The 19,267-nt window shown below is 71.3% G+C and carries 16 protein-coding genes; 10 read left to right on the top strand and 6 right to left on the bottom strand.

Annotation, left to right across the window (positions count from 1 at the left end):
• The first annotated feature begins 53 nt into the window (after window positions 1-53).
• A complete protein-coding gene (locus AB0A95_RS20755) occupies window positions 54-1,034 on the top strand; it encodes a hypothetical protein (protein ID WP_357557401.1) in 981 nt (326 codons plus the stop codon).
• Window positions 1,034-1,993: a hypothetical protein gene (locus AB0A95_RS20750; protein WP_357557400.1), complete on the top strand. Its 960-nt coding sequence runs from the start codon at window positions 1,034-1,036 to the stop codon at window positions 1,991-1,993. The genes AB0A95_RS20755 and AB0A95_RS20750 overlap by 1 nt, the downstream gene beginning before the upstream one ends.
• A gap of 202 nt (window positions 1,994-2,195) precedes the next feature.
• On the opposite strand, the gene AB0A95_RS20745 is transcribed toward AB0A95_RS20750, so the two are convergent.
• A complete protein-coding gene (locus AB0A95_RS20745; protein ID WP_357557399.1) occupies window positions 2,196-3,047 on the bottom strand; it encodes a menaquinone biosynthesis protein in 852 nt (283 codons plus the stop codon).
• Window positions 3,048-3,247: 200 nt separating this feature from the next.
• On the opposite strand from AB0A95_RS20745, the gene AB0A95_RS20740 reads away from it, so the two are divergent.
• Entirely contained in the window at window positions 3,248-4,498 is a 1,251-nt protein-coding gene (locus AB0A95_RS20740) for a DUF222 domain-containing protein (RefSeq protein ID WP_357557398.1), read from the top strand.
• A gap of 549 nt (window positions 4,499-5,047) precedes the next feature.
• A complete protein-coding gene (locus tag AB0A95_RS20735) occupies window positions 5,048-7,336 on the top strand; it encodes an AAA family ATPase (RefSeq protein ID WP_357557397.1) in 2,289 nt (762 codons plus the stop codon).
• Between the two features lie 123 nt (window positions 7,337-7,459).
• On the opposite strand, the gene AB0A95_RS20730 is transcribed toward AB0A95_RS20735, so the two are convergent.
• A complete protein-coding gene (locus tag AB0A95_RS20730) occupies window positions 7,460-8,071 on the bottom strand; it encodes a hypothetical protein (protein WP_357557396.1) in 612 nt (203 codons plus the stop codon).
• Between the two features lie 281 nt (window positions 8,072-8,352).
• Between AB0A95_RS20730 and AB0A95_RS20725 the strand changes: the two genes are divergently transcribed.
• From AB0A95_RS20725 to AB0A95_RS20705, 5 genes are all read left to right on the top strand, one after another.
• Window positions 8,353-8,991, top strand: a complete 639-nt coding sequence (locus tag AB0A95_RS20725; protein ID WP_357557395.1) for a transporter — start codon at window positions 8,353-8,355, stop codon at window positions 8,989-8,991.
• Window positions 8,988-9,299 carry a transcriptional regulator gene (locus AB0A95_RS20720; protein ID WP_357557394.1) on the top strand — a complete coding sequence of 104 codons (312 nt, stop codon included), beginning with the start codon at window positions 8,988-8,990 and terminating at the stop codon, window positions 9,297-9,299. Before AB0A95_RS20725 ends, AB0A95_RS20720 begins: the two co-directional genes overlap by 4 nt.
• Window positions 9,296-10,327: an ABC transporter ATP-binding protein gene (locus AB0A95_RS20715; protein ID WP_357557393.1), complete on the top strand. Its 1,032-nt coding sequence runs from the start codon at window positions 9,296-9,298 to the stop codon at window positions 10,325-10,327. Before AB0A95_RS20720 ends, AB0A95_RS20715 begins: the two co-directional genes overlap by 4 nt.
• 10 nt (window positions 10,328-10,337) lie before the next feature.
• Window positions 10,338-11,075 (top strand): ABC transporter permease, encoded by a 738-nt coding sequence (locus AB0A95_RS20710; RefSeq protein WP_357557392.1) that lies wholly within the window; start codon window positions 10,338-10,340, stop codon window positions 11,073-11,075.
• Between the two features lie 96 nt (window positions 11,076-11,171).
• Window positions 11,172-11,936 carry a VOC family protein gene (locus AB0A95_RS20705; RefSeq protein ID WP_357557391.1) on the top strand — a complete coding sequence of 255 codons (765 nt, stop codon included), beginning with the start codon at window positions 11,172-11,174 and terminating at the stop codon, window positions 11,934-11,936.
• Between the two features lie 490 nt (window positions 11,937-12,426).
• On the opposite strand, the gene AB0A95_RS20700 is transcribed toward AB0A95_RS20705, so the two are convergent.
• The 4 genes from AB0A95_RS20700 to AB0A95_RS20685 form a co-directional block, all read right to left on the bottom strand.
• Window positions 12,427-13,302, bottom strand: a complete 876-nt coding sequence (locus AB0A95_RS20700) for an ABC transporter ATP-binding protein (protein WP_357557390.1) — start codon at window positions 13,300-13,302, stop codon at window positions 12,427-12,429.
• Window positions 13,299-14,327 (bottom strand): iron ABC transporter permease, encoded by a 1,029-nt coding sequence (locus AB0A95_RS20695; protein ID WP_357557389.1) that lies wholly within the window; start codon window positions 14,325-14,327, stop codon window positions 13,299-13,301. The genes AB0A95_RS20700 and AB0A95_RS20695 overlap by 4 nt, the downstream gene beginning before the upstream one ends.
• 82 nt (window positions 14,328-14,409) lie before the next feature.
• On the bottom strand, window positions 14,410-15,339 hold the full coding sequence (locus AB0A95_RS20690) for an ABC transporter substrate-binding protein (RefSeq protein WP_357557388.1): 930 nt from the start codon (window positions 15,337-15,339) through the stop codon (window positions 14,410-14,412).
• Window positions 15,340-15,715: 376 nt separating this feature from the next.
• A complete protein-coding gene (locus AB0A95_RS20685) occupies window positions 15,716-17,593 on the bottom strand; it encodes a M14 family zinc carboxypeptidase (RefSeq protein ID WP_357557387.1) in 1,878 nt (625 codons plus the stop codon).
• A gap of 211 nt (window positions 17,594-17,804) precedes the next feature.
• On the opposite strand from AB0A95_RS20685, the gene AB0A95_RS20680 reads away from it, so the two are divergent.
• The gene (locus AB0A95_RS20680) at window positions 17,805-19,142 is read left to right on the top strand and encodes a C39 family peptidase (RefSeq protein ID WP_357557386.1); all 1,338 of its coding nucleotides are present in this window, start codon (window positions 17,805-17,807) and stop codon (window positions 19,140-19,142) included.
• Window positions 19,143-19,267: the final 125 nt, after the last annotated feature.

The following is a 19,267-nucleotide window of genomic DNA, read 5'->3' as shown; positions in this document are numbered from 1 at the left end:
GTCCGGACAACAAGCCGGCCCCCCGGCCCTGACACCTGGGAGCTCACCCACTCATGCGATCCCGCGTGACCCTGGTGCTCGTCGTCACGACGGTCCTGCTGAGCGGCGTCCTGCTGGGCTCCGCCGCGTACGCACGGATCGCCAGTGACGACAGCGGCGTAGGCGGTGCCTCCAGCGTCGCCACGCCCGCACCCACCCCACCACCGCCGCCCACACTCGCGGCCGGTCCGGTGTCGGTGAACTTCCAGGGTGACTTCTTTTCCTGGGCGCTGCTGGATCGACAGACCGGCAAGATCTCGGGATCGCCGAACATGGCCGCGACCAGCTCCACCGAATCGATGATCAAGGCCTGGATCGTCGCCGACTACCTGCGGCAGTTCGGTAAGAAGGAGCCGCCGGCTGAGATGAAGGAGTTGGCTCGGATCGCCATCGTCGACAGCAGCGACGGGGCAACCGACAAGCTCTTCTTCGCTGCGGGTGGCTCGTACCGGTCGCCGCCGAAGGGGTCGGTCGGGCCGGTCATCCAGCGGGCCATCAAGATCTGCGGGCTGACCGACACCAAGCGCGGCACCGTGCCGAAGCGCGAGGGTTGGTGGAGCTACACCCAGATGTCCCCCCGTGACGCGGTCCGGATCGGCGACTGCATCGCCGACGGGAAGGCCGCCGGCCCGAAATGGACCGGGTGGGTGTTGGACCAGATGAGCAACGTCACGGGCACCACCGCGGCCACGGACCAGCGGCCCACCTCCGGCGGTGGCCGGTGGGGCATCATCGACGGCCTACCGAAGTCGATCATCGAACAAGGCCCGGTCAGCATCAAGAACGGGTGGACCAGGATCAGTTACGACGGCAGCTGGCACGTCAACTGCCTCGCCGTCAACGGCAAATGGAGTCTCGCGGTGATGCTGCGCTATCCAGTCAAGAGCGGTTTGGACTACGGCGCGAAGGTCTGCGCCAGTGTGGCCACCCAGTTGGTCACCCCGCAGCCCGGCGCCGTACTCAAGGTGCCGCAGCAGCCGGTGGGGAAGCTCTGATGGCCGGCAACCGCCGGGCCGACCGACGTGGCGGCGGTGAGGCGTCCCCGCTGCGGCTGGTCGCCATCGCCGTCATCCTGATCGGGTTGGTGCTGGTCTCGCTGCGACTGATGCCCGGGTCACCGTTCGAGTCGGCTGCCGCCGCCAAGTGGGGTGACGCCACGGGAGGCGGCGACCGGTCCACGGGTGCGGCCACCAACCGCAGCGCCCGCCAGCCGGCCTCGCCGTCGCCGAGCCCCACCCCGACGCTGGAGCCGCTGCCGTTCGTCGCCAAGGACCTCAACCTGAACATCGAGGGCTGGTACTCCTGGAGCGTGTTGGATCGTCGCACCGGGGAGATCATCGGTTCCAAGAACATGGGCGAGACCAGCACGACCGCTTCGATGATCAAGGCCTGGGTCGTCGCCGACTACCTGCGTCGCGCGGCCGACGCCGGCCAGACCCCGAGCAACGCGAAGCTCGCCGACGCGACACTGATCATCCGGGACAGCGACAACACCAGGGCTCAGCAGTTCTACAACCAGGTCGGCGGGGCCGCCTCGATCAAGCGCCTGATCTCCATGTGCAAGCTGACCGACAGCAAGGTCGCCCCCGACCGCGGCTGGAGCGAGACGGCGCTCTCCCCCCGCGACGCCGCCCGCATGGGCAACTGCATCGCCACCGGCACGGCCGCCGGGCCGAAATGGACAAAGTGGCTGCTCAACGAGATGAAGCTGGTGCGTGGCGCCGGCGACTTCGGCATCCGCAAGGCCTTCCCGGCCGCCCAGCGGAAGCAGATCGCCATCAAGAACGGGTGGATCGACCGGATCGAGGTGCAGGAGATGCACATCAACTGCATGGCTATCGCTGACACCTGGACGATGGGCGTGATGCTCAAGTACCCGATCAACCTGGGCTACGACTACGGCATGGACAACTGCGAGAAGGTCACCAAGGCACTCCTGCGCCCCGGCGTCTGAGCCGGCTGCTCCGGCTCCGCCGCAGTTCAGACGCAGCGGCTGGGCGCGCTCTCTGCGGCCGCGACCGGGACCGCCGGTCAGCAACCCCTGGGCGTTCTCCGCGCTGCGGCTTGGGCCCGCCGGTTGGCCCGCAGCGGCCGGGGCCGCCTCTCAGCCGCAGCGGCCGGAGCTGCACGGTTGACCAGCGGCCGGGGCCCGCCGGTCAGCCGGCGAAGAACTCGGGACCGCCGTCCGGCAGCTCCGGGGCCTCGCCGATCGCCGCCGCTCGCCGGGCCCACTCACGCAGCCCGGCGACCTGCCGGTCGCCGAGCGAAAAGTCCAGGGTCCGGAAGTACGTGGCCAGCGTCTCGGCGTCGAACGTCTCCCAGCGAGCCGCAGCCTCGGCGACCTGGTCCAGCTCGGCCAGGCAGAGGTCCCGCGAGCGCAGGAACGCCTCGTGCACCTCCTTGACCAGCCCCGGGTGGGCGGCGGCAAAGTCGCGGCGCACCGCCCAGACGGCGAAGACCATCGGCAGACCGGTCCACTCCCGCCACGCCTGCCCGAGGTCGGTGACGATGAGCCCGCGCTGCGGCGCCTCGTAGTAGGCCCGCAACGCCACGTCCCCGATCAGCACCCCGGCGTCGGCTTCGAGGAGCATCTGCGTCAGGTCGGGTGGGCAACGGAAGTACTCGGGCCGCACGTTGTACTGCTCTCTGAGCAGCAACTGGGCCAGCATCACCCCGGTCCGCGAGGTCGAGCCAAGCGCTACCCGGGCACCGTCCAACTCGGCGAGGGGCCGGGTGGAGACCATGTTGACCGAGAGCACCGGTCCGTCGCTGCCCACCGCCAGGTCCGGCAGGAGGAGCAGTTCGTCGGCGTGCTTCAGGTACTCCAGGAGGGTGATCGGGCCGATGTCGAGATCGCCGGCAACCAGAGCCGCGCTCAACCGGTCCGGCGAATCCTTCTGTAGGTCGACGTCGAGCAGTGCCCCGGAGCGCATCAGACCCCAGTAGATCGGCAGGCAGTTCAGGAACTGGATGTGCCCGACCCGCGGGCGTGCGATGCGCTCAGCCATGACCCGACCGTATCCCCGGCTTTCCGAACCGGCCCGGCGGGTCGACCCGGAGTGGCCAACCCCGCACCCACCCCGTCGCCTACCTCGTTCCCCGCAAGACTCGACCCGACCGGCCGCGTCATACCGCCCGGGTGTGAACGCCTCCTATCCATTGATCAACACCAACGAAAAGTGTCGTACGTCAGTTCTATTCTGTTGTCATGTTGAGGGCGTTGACGCAGGCAGGCGGTGCGGTCGACGACTGTGCCGACGCCGCGCTGTGGGGGCTCTCCGACGACGAGTTGCTCGCCTCCCTCGACGCGGCTCAGGTGCTGACGCAGCGGCTGGCCGCCGTTCAGCTCGGGCTGGTCCGCGAGTTGGACAGCCGTGGCCTGGCGGTCGCCCAGGGTGCCTCGTCCACCGCCGTCTGGCTGCGGGAGCGGCTCCGGCTCTCCGGTCGCTCCGCGCGCCAACTGGTCCAGCTCGCCGCCACCGTCGACGCCGCGCCAGCAGCGGTGCGTGACGCGCTGCTCAGCGGCGCCATCACCGTGGAGCAGGGCCGGGTCGTGGCCGAGACGGTCGCCGCCCTCCCTGTCGAGGCCGGTCCAGAGGTGGCCGACAAGGCCACCCAACTGCTGGTCGCCTGGGCCGACCGGTTCGACCCGACCATTCTGAGCCGGCTCGGGGAGCGCGTTCTCACGCACGTCGCACCGGATCTGGCCGACCAGGCCGAGCTGAAGGCACTTCAACGGGCCACCGAGCGGGCCGAGGCTCGCCGGCACGTCACGCTCTCCGAGCAGCAAGACGGTCAGGTACGCCTCAGCGGAAACCTCGACACCGAAACCGCGAGCCTGCTCCGTGAGGCGATCGACCCCCTCTGCGCCCCAGCCGGTGAGCACGACGATCGCAGTCCTGGTCAACGCCGTGCCGACGCGTTGGGCGAGATCTGTCGGCTGGCGCTGCGCACAGGTCAGCTGCCCGACAGCGGCGGAGACCGACCTCAGCTCGTGGTGACCGTCTCGCTCGACGACCTGGTCAACGGCGTACGCGCCGGCACACTGGAGACCGGAGCGCGCCTCACACCGGGTGCGGTCCGCCGGCTCGCCTGCGACGCCAGCCTGCTGCCGGCCGTGCTGGGCGGCAACAGCCAGGTCCTGGACGTCGGCCGCCAGCGGAGGCTCTTCACCGGCCCGCTGAGGCGCGCACTGGTGCTGCGAGACGGCGGGTGCGCCTTCCCTGGCTGTGACCGACCGCCGAGATGGTGCGACGGACACCATGTCCGACACTGGGCCGACGGTGGGGCCACAGCGCTGGGCAATGCGGTGCTGCTCTGTGGCTACCACCACCGGTTCGTCCACCGCGGCGACTGGACAGTCCGCATCGCGGCGGACGGCCGGCCCGAGTTCCTTCCGCCCCGCTGGCTCGACCCACGACGCACACCGCGTCGCAACCTCTACCACCGGCGCTGCTGAGCCGCCGGGCACGCCGAGCACACCGACACCACGCGAGGCCGCGACCAGGCAGGCGGTGCCACCAGACCGCCGCGCCACCGCGCCGCCGCGCCACCGCACCACCGCACCACCGCACCACCAGACCACCGCACCACCGCGCCACCACACCACCGCGCCACCGCGCCACCGCACCACCAGACCACCGCACCACCAGACCACCGCACCACCAGGCCTACCGAGTCGCCAGGCCTACCGAGTGGCCAGGTGACCGCGTGGGGATCAAGTCGCCAGCCCGCTGGGCCGTCCGGAGACGCCCTCCAGATGGCCAGGTCGTTCTGTCGCGTCTCGCGGCTCGCTCCTCGGGTGAGACGCCCCGTCCGGCAACACGCCGTCTCCGACAGGTGGCCCCCTGGGTAATTCGGTAGTGGTGACTGAGAGAAGAGCGTAAGGTTGCAGGCCGCTTGACGGCCGAGGTGACCTGCACCGGCACGGACGTCTTCGCGCCGGGCGGCCGGCCATCCGCCCCCGGACACGCGAGCGCGCAGCAGATGTGAACGATGGGACGTCAGCATGCCCGCACTCGATATCGACACCCACCTCGACACGGATCTGTCCGCCGAACGCGCACACCTGGCAGCCTCACGGGCCGCACTGCGGAGGATGCGGGAGCGCGCCGAAGCCCTCTTCGCCACCGGTGACCAGGTGGCCGGCGACGCGTACGCGGCGGAGACGCTTGGCCGCACCCTGGCCCGGCGGGTGACCGAGTTGGCCGACGACCCGACCACGCCACTCTTCTTCGGCCGCCTCGACTTCGCCGGATCCACAGACCCGGACGCCACGGACCCGGACGCCTTGAATCCCGGCGCCACCGCGCACGCCAGCACCGAGCACGACCGTGCCGAGCACGCCAGCACCCCCCACAGCAGCACCACGCACGACAACGCCACGCACAACACCACCACGCACGGCAGCACCGACACCGGCAGCACCACACACCGCAGCACCGACACCGGCAGCAGCGAGGGCAGGTCCGGCGGGGAGCCCGGCGCGGGTGCGAGCAGCTTCGGTCTTGACGGTCGGCGGTATCACGTGGGGCGGCGGCACGTCGCCGACGAGCGCGGCGAGCCGTTGGTGCTGGACTGGCGGGCACCCGTCTCCCGGTCGTTCTACCAGGCCAGTGCTCGGGATCCGCAGGGAGTGGCGGTCCGGCGACGGTTCGGGTTCAGCAACGGGGTGCTGACCAGCTTCGAGGATGAGCGTCTCGATCGGGGTGAAGAGCTCGGCACGACGAGCCGGATCCTCACCGCCGAGATCGAGCGACCGCGCGTCGGGCCGATGCGGGACATCGTCGCCACGATCCAGCCGGAGCAGGACGAGCTGGTCAGAGCTGACCTTGCCGACTCGATCTGCGTGCAGGGCGCACCGGGCACCGGAAAGACGGCGGTCGGCCTGCATCGGGCCGCGTACCTGCTCTATCTGCACCGGGAACGGCTGCGGCGGGCGGGTGTGTTGATCGTCGGGCCGAACCGGGCGTTCCTGTCGTACATCGCGGCGGTGTTGCCGGCGCTCGGTGAGGTGGAGGTCGAGCAGGCCACTGTGGAGGACCTGATTTCCGGGGTGCCGGTTCGGGCGGTCGACGCGCCGGCGGTGGCGGTGCTCAAGCACGACGTACGGATGGCGCGGGTGTTGCAGCGTGCGGTGCAGGCACAGATCGGCTCGCCTACCGACTCGATCATCGTGTCGGACGGGTCGTTCCGGTGGCGGATCGGGCTGGAGCCGTTGCACCGGATCGTCGAGGAGACCCGCCGGGAAGGGCTGCCGTACGGCACGGGCCGGGAACGCGTCCGGGCGCGGGTGGTGAGCCTGCTGCAACGGCAGGCCGAGGCGCGTCGGGCCGAGTCGCCAAGCGATGCCTGGTTACGTCGGATGGGCCGCTGCCGTCCGGTGCTCGATTTTCTGGACGCGGTCTGGCCGGCGCTCACCCCGGAGGGGCTGGTCCACGGCCTGCTCGCCGACCCGGTCCGGCTCGCCGCAGCGGCGGACGGGCTGCTCAGCGACACCGAGCAGGCGCTGCTCAGCTGGGTGAAGCCGGCTCGCACCGCGAAGGCGACCCGCTGGACCGCCGCCGACGTGGTGTTGATCGACGAGGCGGCCGGGTTGCTGGAACGGCCCTCGGGGTTCGGGCACGTGGTCGTGGACGAGGCGCAGGACCTGTCCCCGATGCAGTGTCGGGCCATTGCCCGGCGCAGCGAACACGGCTCGGTCACCCTCCTCGGTGACCTCGCACAGGGCACCGCGCCGTGGGCGGCGACGGACTGGCGGGAGTCCCTCGCCCACCTGGGCAAGCCGGACGCCGTGGTGGTCCCGCTGACTGTTGGTTTCCGGGTGCCCGCGGCGGTGGTGGCGTTCGCGAATCTGCTGCTACCGGCACTGGCGGTGGACGTGCCGCCGGCCGAGTCGCTGCGCCACGACGGCGGGCTCGATGTGCGTACCGTGACCGATCTCGTCGCGGAGACGGTGGCCGAGGTGCGCGCGGCGCTCGACTACGACGGCTCGGTCGGTGTGATCGCCGCGGACGACGCGGTCGACGGGCTGCGCGCGGCGCTGGCCGCCGCCGGTGTCGAGACCGCGACCGCCGACGACGTGGCCGCCGCGGAGCGGGTCACCGTGGTGCCCGCGACGCTGGTCAAGGGCCTGGAGTACGACCATGTGGTGGTGGTCGAGCCGGCCGCGATCGTCGCGGCCGAGCCACGCGGGCTGCACCGGCTGTACGTGGTGCTCACCCGGGCGGTGTCCCGACTGACGGTGCTGCACAACGAGCCGCTGCCCGCACCGCTCGACGGCGGCTCAGTCGCCTGACACCCGCCACGGCCCGCACGCCCGGCGACGGCTCAGCCGGCTGACACCCGCCGCGACCTGCACGCACGGCCTCGGCCCAAAAGGCTGAACGGCCCCGCCACGGCCCGCACGCCCGGCGACAGCTCAGCCGGCTGACACTGCCGCCGCGACGTCCCGCAGGGGGCGGGCGGAGTCCGCCAGCGGCACGTGGAACGACAGCCACGAACCGTCGGCGAGGTCGATCCGCAGCCGTTTCCAGTTCAACCGGTAGCGGCCGAGCCGGGCGGCGACGGTCGTGCGCGGCACCGACCCGAGCAGCTCGACGTCGGCCTGCGCGCGTTCGTCCGCCGCCGAGCTGGACAGCAGCCCGACCGGTGCTGTCGCGCCGAACAGCAACCGCCTGTCGGTGACCCCCAGCACGATGTCCCGGAGGCCGGCCCCCTTCGTCGCCACAGTCAGGGCGTGGTGCAGCAGAGACGCCTGCGAACCCGGTGCGCCTCGACCTCCGACACCGAAGAAGAGCCAGTCGACGACGTTGTCCGCCGGGCCGAAGGTGATGGTGGGTGAGAGCACGTTGAGCAGGACGCCCAGGATGCCCGGACCACCGGGCGCGGGTGGCGCCGCCGGCTGCGGAGGTGCCGCAGGGATCAGACCCGCGCCGGCTCGGACCCGGGCCACCGCGCGCACCCGCTCTCCGGCCGGCAGCAGTCGGGTGATCCCCTCGACGTGGCGTGCGTGACGCCCGTCGAGCGTCATCGGTGCCCCCCGTGGCCGCCGGGTCGGTGCGGGTTGTGCCGGGGCGCGGGCCCGTCGTTCAAGGAGCGGTGAAAACTCGCCCGCCGGCCTCGGGGCGTCACGGCGAACGCCGTCAGGACCTCCGGCTCGCTGTTCGGGCTCGACACGGACCCTCCCCTGTGCCCGGTGCGACAGGTCAGCCGCCACAGTCCCCACCATAGGCACTCCCCGATGCCGCCGGTGGCCCCGTACGCGACGTCGGGGGACACCAGGCTTTGACTTTGTGTCGTAAAGTTCTTTGCGTGAACCACGACGACGACCTGCCGCCCGCCGACGCCGCGGCGGCGCTCCGGCTGATCGAAGAGCAGCGTTCCGCGACGGTACGCGGACTCGACCCCGACGCCCGGCTGCTCTACTGGCCCTGGGGAGTCGCCTGGCTGGTCGGCTTCGGGCTGTTCTTCCTGCGGTTTTCCCCCGGCGAGCGGTCGCTGGTCCCGCTGCCGGGCTGGCTGCCACTGATCGCCCTCTTCGCACTGCTACTGGTCGCGGCGGCGATCCAGGCGATGGCAAGCGCGCGCGCCTACGGGCAGGTGACAGGCGACTCCGCCCGGCGCGGGCACTGGTACCTCTGGGCCTGGGGTTTGGGGCCGGTGAGCGTCTACGCGGCGCTCGGCCGGATCTCCGAGCACCTGCCGCACGACCTGGCCGCGCTGCTCTGGTCGGCGACCGCCGTCGGGCTGACCGGCGCGCTGCACATGGCCGGCGGAGCGATCTGGCTGGACCGGGACCTGTTCCGGCTGGGTGTCTGGGTCAGCGTGGTCAACCTGGCCGGTGTCTTTGCCGGGCCGGGCTGGCACGCGCTGATCGTGGCGGTGGCCGGTGGTGGCGGCATGCTTGTCGCCGGCGCGATCGCCCGACGGCGGCAGCGGCACCGGGCATGACCGAACTCGACCCGGTCATCCACGCGCAGGCCCGGCTGCGGGTGGTCGCCAGCCTCTCCACTCTCGGCGACGGCGACCGGATCGCGTTTCCCCGGTTGCAGGAACTGCTCGCCATGACCGCCGGCAACCTCTCCGTGCACCTGCGCAAACTCGAGGACGCCGGCTACGTGGAGATCAGCAAGACCCACCGTGGACGCACCCCGGCAACCCTGGTCCGGCTCAGCCGTCGGGGCCGGCGGGCGTTCGAGGAGTACACCGAGACGATTCGCGCCCTGCTCGACCCCACCCCGCCCAAGGAGCAGTCATGATCCTCGCTCGCGCCGACCAGGCCAGCCGCCGGTACGGCGACGTCCTCGCCCTCGACCGCGTCGACCTGGAAGTCCGGGCCGGTGAACTGGTCGGTCTCCTCGGGCCGAACGGCGCCGGCAAGAGCACCCTGATGAACCTGCTGGTGGGTCTGCGCCGTCCCACCTCGGGGCGGGTCGAGCTGAACGGCGGCGACCCCCGCGACCCGGCGAGCCGTCGCCAGATCGGGGTGACCCCCCAGGAGACCGGCCTGCCGGGCACGCTGCGCGTCGGTGAGGTCGTCGACTTCGTCTCGGCGCACTACCCGGACCCGGTCCCCCGTGGTGAGCTGCTCGACCAGTTCGGTCTGGGCGATCTCGCCCGACGGCAGACCGGTGGGCTCTCCGGCGGGCAGCGCCGTCGGTTGGCGGTGGCGCTGGCGTTCGTCGGCCGGCCCCGGCTGGTGCTGCTGGACGAACCGACCACCGGCCTGGACGTGGCCGCCCGGCACACCCTGTGGGACGCGATCCGCGCGTTCCACAGCGACGGCGGCACAGTGCTGTTGAGCAGCCACTACCTGGAGGAGGTGGAGGCGCTGGCCCACCGGGTGGTCGTCATCGGGCAGGGCCGGGTGCTCGCCGACGACACAGTGGACGCGGTGCGCGGCATCGTCGGCGTACGCCGGGTCAGCCTGGTCGCCGACCAACTGCCCGACCTGCCCGGGGTCGTCCGCAGCGAACGGATCGACGGGCGGCTGCACCTGCTCACCACCGATGCCGACGAACTGGTCCGCGCGTTGGTCACGGCCCGGACCCCGTTCAGCGACCTGGAGGTACGGCCGACCTCGCTGGAGGAGGCGTTCCTCGCCATCACCAGCGGGGACGCGCCCGCCGGGGACCAACCCGCCAGCCCGAGCCAACCCACCACCGCCGCTGCCGGCGGCCAACCCACCACCACCGCCGCTGCCGGCGGCCAACCCACCACCACCGCCGCTGCCGGCGGCCAACCCACCACCACCGCCGCTGCCGGCGGCCAACCCACCACTGTCTGAGGAGGCCACCGTGCAGCTCGTCCTGGTCCACGCCCGCTACCAACTCCTGGAGATCATCCGGATCCCGGTGGCCGTCGTCGGCAGCGCCTTCTTCCCGGCCGCCGCCATGATCTTCTTCGTGGTGCCATTCGCCCGCGACGACGCCGTCGGCGCCACCTTCGCCACCGCCTCGATGATCACCTTCTCGGTCATGAGCGCCAACGTCTTTCAGTACGGTGTCGGCGTCGCCGAGGACCGCGACCAGCCGTGGAACCCGTACACCCGAACTTTGCCGGCCGGGCCTGCCCCCCGCTTCGCGGGCCGGGTGCTGGCCGGCCTGGCGCTGACGTACCTTTCGCTGCTCCCGGTCGTGATCATCGGCGCGACGCTGACCGCGGCCCGGGTCACCCCGGCGGCGTTCCTGCTGACCGCCGTCACGGTGGCCGTCATCTCGGTGCCGTTCACGCTGCTGGGGCTCGCCATCGGCTACTCGCTGCCGAGCAAGGCAGCGATCGTGGTGGCCCAGGTGGTCTTCCTCCCGCTCGCCTTCGGCGGCGGGCTGCTCTCCGCGCCGGGCGACGCGCCCGGTTTCATCGAGACGATCGCGCCGTTCCTGCCCACCCGGGGGGCTGCCGAACTGATGTGGTCGGCGGTCGGTGACTACACCGTCGACCCGCTGGCAATGATCATGCTCGGCGTCTGGGTGGTGCTGCTCGCCGCGCTCGCCGCCTGGGCGTACCGACGGGACGAGGGTCGCCGGTTCAGCTGACGATTCGTCCGTTTCCGCCCCGCGTCGCGGCGGGACGGTGCCAGGATTCCGGCAGGGGGTCGCCGTGGCCGCCCGGGTCGAGAGGGGTCTTCGACAGTGAGCACCGTCCCGCCGGGCACACCCTGCTGGGCCGACCTGGCCACCCCGGACCTGACCGACGCGCGGCGCTTCTACCCCGAGCTGTTCGGATGGACCGGCCGGATCACACCGGAGCCTGAGGCGGGCGGCTACACGGTCTTCCTGCTCGACGGCAGGCCGGTGGCCGGGGCCGGGCCGCCAGCGATCCCGGACCAGGTGCCCATCTGGTCGACGTACCTCGCCACCGACGACGCCGAGCTTGTCGCCGGCCGGGTCGAACGAGCCGGTGGGCAGGTGGTCGTGCCGCCGTTCGAGGTCTTCGACCGAGGCTGGATGGCGGTCTTCGCCGACCCGGCGGGCGCCACGTTCAGCGTCTGGCAGCCGCTGGCGATGGCCGGTGCCGAGGTGTTCAGCGTGCCGGGCGCGATGAGCTGGAACGAGTTGGTCACCCCCGACCCCGAGGGCGCGAAGGTCTTCTACGAGCTGGTGTTCGGCTGGCAGCCCGACGACCAGGCGGTGGGCCCGATGACGTACACCGGGTGGCGGCTCGGAACGCAGATCGTGGCCGGGATGATGCCGCCGCTGGCCGACGACTTCCCGGCCGACCTGCCGGCGTACTGGACCGTGTACTTCGCGGTCACCGACGCGGACGCCGCAGCGGCCCGCGCCGCCGAGTTGGGCGGAACGATCCTGGTCCCACCCCGCGACATTCCGGCGGGCCGCTTCGCGGCGCTCCGCGACCCGCAGGGCGCCCTCTTCTCCGTCATCGACCTGGGCCCCTGACCCGCCCGGCCCACCCGCCACGGCCCCGCCCACCCCCGGCCTGCCCACCCCGGCCTGCCCACCCCGGCCTGCCCACCCCGGCCTGCCCACCCCGGACTGCCCACCCCGGACTTCGCGCGCAAGATCGCGCTCGATCCCGGATGCAGGGGCCTCCCAGCGTTGTGATCCCACTCTTTCCATGTCAACGCCGTTGCGTTAGGTGGAACGGCTGTTCGTCGACCAGCACTGCCTCGTCGATCATGGAGTTGTGGTGGGTAACAGAACGACCGTAAAACCCCCAAAGTCGGCACCACAACTCCATGATCGCCAAGCCGGACCCCACCCGCTCCCCGATCGGGCACTTCCTGTCCCGGGTTGACCCGCCGGCTACAGCCCTAACGCAACGGTGTTGCTTTCCATGTTCGAGCGATCTGGCGCGGGGCGGCGCGGCGCGGGGCGGGGCGGGGCGGAGTCAGGGGCGGGGCGGGGCGGAGTCAGGGGCGGGGCGGAGTCAGGGGCGGGTGGGGCGGACCGGGACCACCAGGGGGCCGTGGGTGCCGGGGACGACCCGGACGCTGGCCCGGTAGTGGGTGGCGAGCAGGTGCTCGGTCAGCACCTCGGCCGGGGTCCCGGCGGCCACCACCTGACCGCCGGCCAGCATGACCATCCGGTCGGCGTACTCGCCGGCAAGGGAGAGGTCGTGCATGGTGGCGAGGACGGTCAGACCGTGCTCGTGGCGTAACTGGTCGACGAGTTCGAGCACCTCCTGCTGGTGACCGATGTCGAGCGCGCTCGTCGGCTCGTCGAGCAACAGCAGCGTCGCGCCCTGGGCGAGCGCGCGGGCGAGGAACACCCGTTGCCGTTCGCCCCCGGAGAGGGTGGCCAGTTCGCGGCGCTGGAAGCCGGTGAGGTGCAACCGCCTCAGCACGTCGTACGCGGCGTCGACGTCGGCCGTCGACTCCCGGCCCAGCGCCGGGATGTACGGGGTGCGCCCGAGCAGCACGTAGTCCAGCACCGACATGCCGGGCGGCACCACCGGGGACTGCGCCACAGTGGCCACCACCCGGGCGCGGTCCCGGCGGCGCAGCGCGGCGCTCGCCGTACCGAACAGGGTGATCGCACCCGGCGCGGGCAGCAGGCCGCCGACGGCGCGCAACAGTGTCGACTTGCCGGCGCCGTTCGGACCGATCACGGTGACCCACTCGCCGACGGCGACGGTGAGGTCGACGCCGGTCAGGATCGGCGTGCCGTCCAGGCTCACGTGCAGCCCGCGCACCTCGACGGCCGGCACGACGCCGTCGACCGGCCGAGCGCCGTCGACCGGCCGAGCGCCGTCGACCGGGCGAGCGCCGTCGACCGACCGGCCAGCGGTGGGTTCGGGGCTCATGTGAGCACCCGCCGGGCGGTTCGTAACACGAGCACGAAGAACGGGCCGCCCAGCAGAGCTGTCACCACTCCGATCGGCACCTCGGAGGGCGCGGCGGCGGTGCGGGCGACCACGTCGGTCAGCGCCAGGAACGCGCCGCCGAACAGCAGCGACATCGGCAGGATCACCCGGTAGCTCGATCCGGCGAGCAGCCGGACGGTGTGCGGCACGATGATGCCGACGAAGCCGATCAGCCCGGTCGCGGAGACCGCCGCCGCAGTGCCCAGGGAGGCGGCGGCGATCAGCAGGTACCTGGTGCGTTGCGGGTGCAGGCCCAGACTCCTCGCCTCGTCGTCGCCGACGGCGAGGACGTCCAGCTCGCGGCGGTGCAGCAGCACCACCACAGTGGTCAGCGCGGCGTACGGCAACACCAGCAGCACGTCGTGCCACCCGGCGGTGGCCAGCCGACCGAGCAGCCAGGAGTAGACCGGCTGGATGCTGTCGGAGTGTCGTTGCAGCAGGTACGTCTGCCCGGCGGAGAGGAACGCGGAGACCGCCACCCCGGCCAGGATCAGCATCGCCGGCGAGCCGCCCCGCCCGCCGGCCGCACCGAGCACGTAGGTCATCGTGACGGCCAGCAGCGACCCGGCGAAAGCGGCCAGCGGGATGGTCATCGGCAGCCCGGAGATCGCACCCTGCCGGCCGGCGCCGCCGAGGGCGATCGCCGCGGTGACCGCGAGGCCGGCGCCCGCGGCCACACCGAGCAGGTACGGGTCGGCCAGCGGGTTGCGGAACACGCCCTGGTAGCACCCGCCGGCCATGGCGAGCAGACCGCCGACGAGCAGGCCCAGCACCACCCGGGGCAGCCGCAGCTCGGTGACGATCGCGATCTCCCGCTCGGTCAGGCCGCTGTCGAGGCGCACCCCCGGGATCAGGTTGAGCAGCTCGGCGGCGACGCTGCCCGGGGGCAGACTCACCGGGCCGAGCGACACCCCGACGACGAGCGCGACGAGCACCGCGAACACCCCGGTGGCCAGCCATCGCATTCGCAGCCCGGCAGGCCGAGCCGCGGGCAGCGGCCCGGCAGGCCGAGCCGCGGGCAGCGGCCCGGTCACCGACGGACGACTGTCACGCGGGCACCTTGGCGACCGCGTCGATGATGATCCGGAGCAGGTCCACGACGCGCGGACCCCAGCGGGAGGCGATGTCGTCGTCCAGCGCGATCACCTGGTTGTTCTTGACCGCGGTGAGCCCGGCCCAGCCGCTGCGCGCCTTCACCGTGTCGGCGTTCTGCTGGCAGCACTTGGAGTCGGCCAGGAAGACGAAGTCCGGGTCGGCCTTGACGATGAACTCCTGGGACAGCTGCGGGTAGCCGGCGTTCTTGCCGTCCGCGTCGGCCGGGTCGGCGATGTTGGTCAGGCCGACCTGGCTGTAGATCGAGCCGATGAAGGTGTTGCTCGTCGCGCTGTACAGCTCCGGGCCCAGCTCGTGGAAGTAGGTGAGCTTCTCGGCACGCTGCGGCAGGTCCTTGACCAGCTTGGCGATGTCGTTCTTCATCCGGGTGGCGACGTCGGCGGCCTGGTCGGCGTGCCCGGTCAGCATGCCCAGCTCGGTGATCTGTCGGTAGGAGTCGTCGAGCCTGGTCGCCGCCGGCGTCAGGTAGACCGGGATCTTCAGCTTGGCGAGCTGGTCGACGATCTTGTTGCGGTCGTCGGAGAGCACCACGAGGTCCGGGTTCTTACCGGCGATCGCCTCGGCGTTCGGCTGGAAGGCGGAGAGGTCGGTCTTTGGCGCGTCGGCCGGGTAGTTCGACTGGTCGTCGACGGCTGTCACCTGCGGGCCGGCACCGATCGCGAAGAGCATCTCGGTGGCGGTGGGCGACAGCGCGACGATCTTCTCGGGACGCTTGTCGAGAGTGAGCGCGCCGACCGTGACCGGGTAGGTGGCGGCCGCGGTGCCGGCACTGGGCTTGTCGTCGGCCTTCTCGGCGCAGGCGCCGAGGGCGAGCGCGGCGACCGCGAGGGTCGCGGCGAAGAGCCGAGGGGTACGTCTGAACATGGGGGCCTCCTGTCGGTCGAGGAGTGTGGTGCTTCGCCGACAGGGACTTTCGTACGCCCGCCCACGAGGCGCCCTTCCTCGAGAGCGCGTATCGCGACCGATCCGTAGGCGACCTGGCTCGTCCCCACCGGTCGGGTGGGGCATCACAGTTGCGGGACAGCGCCGGGTTTCGTACCGGCTTCGCTGCGGACTGGTCGCTAAGACGGTAGCGCACCGCCGGGACGTGCCGGATCGATCAAGGATCGGTCGACGCCTGTCGATCCGGATGGCAATCGACGGGGGGCACCCTGGCAGGCACAGGGAGGCATATGTCCGAGATCTGGAGGCTCGGGAGCGGGTGGTGGGGCCCCGTCGGGCGGGACGGGGCCCCACCCGATCAGGAGGACGTGATGGTGACGTTGTCCACAGCAACCTCCACCAGGCTGGCTCCGGAGGCGTCCGCAGCCTCGACGAGCACGCGCACCGACTGGCCGGCGTACGGGGTGAGGTTGAGGTTGGCCACCGCCCAGCTGCCGTTGCGGTTACTGGCCGCGCCGGCCTGGGTGAGCAGCGCGGTGGTGCCGCCGTTGTGCACCACGCTCACCCGCAGGTAGTCCGCCGAGGAGGCGTTCGACCCGTGGGCCAGGTACCAGGCCAACGAGAGGGTCAGCGTGCCCGACGACGGCAGGGTCACCGCCGGGGACCTGGCGCTCGTCACACCACCGTCGAGGTCGTAGTCACCGGCCGCCGAGCCGGCGAGCCGGCCGGTGACCAGGTCGTTGGAGCCGGCGTACGGGGTGAGCTGCTTGGCGCCGGAGGACGTGGTCGTCTGGGCGGCACCCCGTTCGAACGCGCCGAGGGTGGCGGTGTCGGTGCCGGACGGGTTGATGGTCCAGCCGGTGGCGGTCTCGAAGGTGTCCGACCAGACAGTGGTGCCGCCACCGCCGCCGCAGTACTGCGTCTGCTTGCCGATGGCCCGGTACGGGCAGTCGGCGTACTCGCTGAGCAGCAGCACCGCCTCGCGGTTGCGGGTGGTCTGGGCGGTGATGACCTCGTCGGGCGGGTAGAAGCCGCCGCCGCCGGACGAGCCGGGGTACATCTCGAAGGTGTACGCCCAGATGTTGTGGGTGGCCCACATCCAGTCGAGGCTGTCCCCGTCGGTGATGTAGAGGTCGCTGGACTGCTCCGGGGTGTAGTTGTTGGTGGCCGCCATCTGCTGACCGATGGTGGCGAAGGTGTTGTACTGGTCCGCACTCATCCCGGTCGCGGTGTTCGCAGTGGTGTAGCCGTACGGCCAGAGCACAAGCTCCGAGTACGTGTGGAAGTCGATGTTGGCCTTGATCTGCTGCACGCCGCCGACGACCCGGCCGTTGACGAAGTTGCGCAGCGCCTGCGTCTCGGGTGCGGAGAACGCCGAGGGCCCCCGGTAGGTCTCCGACGAGGTGCTGCCGGACGAGCCGCCGCAGCAACCCCAGTTGTAGCCCCAGTTGCGGTTCAGGTCGGTGCCGACGTTCGACGAACCGCTGTTGGGCTGCCGGTTCTTGCGCCAGGACCGGTACGACCCGGTGGCGATGTCGTACTCGCTGCCGTCCGGGTTGACCGTCGGCACGATCCAGATCTCGCGGCTGTTGACGATGTTGGTGATCCGGGAGTCGCCGCCGTAGTTGTCGGTGAAGAGGTTGAGCAGATAGATCGCCATCTCGACGGTCAGGTGCTCGCGGGCGTGCTGCTGGGAGTTGAACAGGATCTCCGGTTCGCTCTCGTCGGTGCCGACGTTGTCGGAGATCTTCACCGCCATCAGGTCGCGACCCTCGTACGACGAACCGATGCTGATCTTGCGGGCGATCGCCGGATGGTCCGCGACGACCTGGTTCACGACGGCGGTCAGTTCCGCGTAGTCGTGGTAGTTGGAGTCGGCGGGCGGGAACGCCAGCGTGCCGATCTCGCCGGCGCCGCGCTCGGCGTTGGGCGGCGGGGCGAGCGGTTCGAGCCGGAAGCCGAGCTTGCCGATCGCGGCGGCCTCACCAGCGGTCGCCGAGATGTGCAGGACCCCGTGCTCGGAGTAGTCGATGGCGGCTCCGGTGCGGGCCACCGCGTTGCGGTCGGCGAGGGTGCGAGGTCCGAGCACCCGGTAGCCGGCGGCGGCCGGCTCGGCGGTGCGGTCCGGTGCCGGGCGGGCGGCGACCGGGCCCGCGGCGACGGTGACGATGCCCAGCCCGGTGACGACGGCGAGCACCAGGACGCGGCGGAGAGGGATGGGCGTGCGGAGGGCCATGGACTACCTCCTCGATGGGCGGGAGATCCCGCTCGGTGAAGGACACTTCACCACCTGTCACATGGTCATATCAATATCGATCGTTACCTTGGCCATCCCAGGCGGATCATCGCGGCGGCAATGATTTTCCATCCATGAACATATGGCGAAACTTCCTTCCAGGCGGAAAGCTGACAGTCGACGATGCCCCTCTCGACACCGCGGAGCACTCATGGCCAGATCCCGCTTGCGCGCGGGCGCCCTCGCCGGCGTCACCGCGTTCACCCTGCTCGCCACCACCGCACCAGCGTTGGCCGGCGGCCCGCCGACCACCGGTCACGACGAGCAGATCACCTTCCAGGACTGGTCCGGGCCCGCCGACTGGCACCGGGGCAGCCGGGCCGGCACGCGCGTGGTGCCCGGCGCCCGAGCGGGCCTCACCCTGGCCCGCCCCGCCGGCACCACCGAGTACGCCGACCCGCACACCGGCGTCACCCGCACCTGGGAGTACGGCACCTGGACCTCGCCGGTGACCCGGATCGGGTTCGACGCCACCGAGTTGATCGCCTCGTGGAACGCGGAGACCCCGGCCGGCACCTGGATCCAGGTGGAGATGCAGGGCAGCTACACCAGCGGCGACCAGACCCCGTGGTACGTCATGGGTCGTTGGGCGTCCGGCGACACCGACATCAGGCGGACCAGCGTCGACAAGCAGGGTGACCCCTGGTCGACGATCTGGACCGACACCTTCAGCATCGACGACGCCGCCGTCGGGGTGCTGCTGCGGTCGTACCAGCTACGGCTGACCCTCTACCGGGCACCCGGGCAGACCGCCGCGCCGGTGGTCCGGATGCTCGGCGCGATGAGCTCCACCGTGCCGGACCGCTTCACCGTTCCGCCGAGCGCCGGGCACATCGCCTGGGGCGTCGAGTTGCCGGTGCCGCGCTACTCGCAGAACGTGCACGCCGGGCACTACCCCGAGTACGACGGCGGCGGCGAGGCGTGGTGCTCGCCCACCTCCACCGAGATGGTCGTCGAGTACTGGGGACGCAAGCCGTCGCCGGCCGACACCTCCTGGGTGGACCCGGCCTACCCCGACCCGACCGTCAACCACGCGGCCCGGATGACCTTCGACTACGCGTACGACGGGGCCGGCAACTGGCCCTTCAACACCGCGTACGCGGCCAGCTTCCCCGGACTGGAGGGTCGGGTGACCCGCCTGCACTCACTGGATGAGCTGGAGCGTTTCATCGCCGCCGGCATCCCCGTCGTGACCAGCCAGTCCTTCCTCGCCAGTGAGCTGGACGGGGCGAACTACGGCACCTCCGGGCACCTGTTCGTGGTGGTCGGCTTCACCGCCGACGGCGACGTGATCGTCAACGACCCCGCCTCGTCCAGCAACGACGTGGTGCGCAACGTCTACAAGCGTGCGCAGTTCGAGCAGATCTGGCTGCGGACCAAGCGCACCAACGCCAGCGGCGGCGTCTCCGGCGGCTCCGGCGGCATCGCGTACCTGATCAAGCCACTCGCAAAGCCCTGGCCCAAGGCCCCCAACTCCACCAACTGGTAACCGCCCCCCAGCCCAGCCCAACCCAACCCGCCCCGCCCCGTTGATCATGGAGTTATTGCCCGACCGCCCGGCGTGCCGGTTCGATGTGCCGGTGCTCGCGGTGGTGATGGCCACCCCGCTGGAGG

The organism is Micromonospora sp. NPDC049230 (assembly GCF_040647875.1).
Taxonomy (GTDB): domain Bacteria; phylum Actinomycetota; class Actinomycetes; order Mycobacteriales; family Micromonosporaceae; genus Micromonospora.
This window is presented reverse-complemented; position numbering and strand designations above follow the sequence as displayed.

Excerpts from the sequence above, each read along its gene's own strand:
- AB0A95_RS20755 (WP_357557401.1), top strand. The coding sequence starts at position 54 with ATGCGATCCCGCGTGACCCTGGTGCTCGTCGTCACGACGGTCCTGCTG.
- AB0A95_RS20750 (WP_357557400.1), top strand. The coding sequence starts at position 1,034 with ATGGCCGGCAACCGCCGGGCCGACCGACGTGGCGGCGGTGAGGCGTCC.
- AB0A95_RS20745 (WP_357557399.1), bottom strand. The coding sequence starts at position 3,047 with ATGGCTGAGCGCATCGCACGCCCGCGGGTCGGGCACATCCAGTTCCTG.
- AB0A95_RS20740 (WP_357557398.1), top strand. The coding sequence starts at position 3,248 with ATGTTGAGGGCGTTGACGCAGGCAGGCGGTGCGGTCGACGACTGTGCC.
- AB0A95_RS20735 (WP_357557397.1), top strand. The coding sequence starts at position 5,048 with ATGCCCGCACTCGATATCGACACCCACCTCGACACGGATCTGTCCGCC.
- AB0A95_RS20730 (WP_357557396.1), bottom strand. The coding sequence starts at position 8,071 with ATGACGCTCGACGGGCGTCACGCACGCCACGTCGAGGGGATCACCCGA.
- AB0A95_RS20720 (WP_357557394.1), top strand. The coding sequence starts at position 8,988 with ATGACCGAACTCGACCCGGTCATCCACGCGCAGGCCCGGCTGCGGGTG.
- AB0A95_RS20715 (WP_357557393.1), top strand. The coding sequence starts at position 9,296 with ATGATCCTCGCTCGCGCCGACCAGGCCAGCCGCCGGTACGGCGACGTC.
- AB0A95_RS20700 (WP_357557390.1), bottom strand. The coding sequence starts at position 13,302 with ATGAGCCCCGAACCCACCGCTGGCCGGTCGGTCGACGGCGCTCGCCCG.
- AB0A95_RS20695 (WP_357557389.1), bottom strand. The coding sequence starts at position 14,327 with ATGCGATGGCTGGCCACCGGGGTGTTCGCGGTGCTCGTCGCGCTCGTC.
- AB0A95_RS20690 (WP_357557388.1), bottom strand. The coding sequence starts at position 15,339 with ATGTTCAGACGTACCCCTCGGCTCTTCGCCGCGACCCTCGCGGTCGCC.
- AB0A95_RS20685 (WP_357557387.1), bottom strand. The coding sequence starts at position 17,593 with ATGGCCCTCCGCACGCCCATCCCTCTCCGCCGCGTCCTGGTGCTCGCC.
- AB0A95_RS20680 (WP_357557386.1), top strand. The coding sequence starts at position 17,805 with ATGGCCAGATCCCGCTTGCGCGCGGGCGCCCTCGCCGGCGTCACCGCG.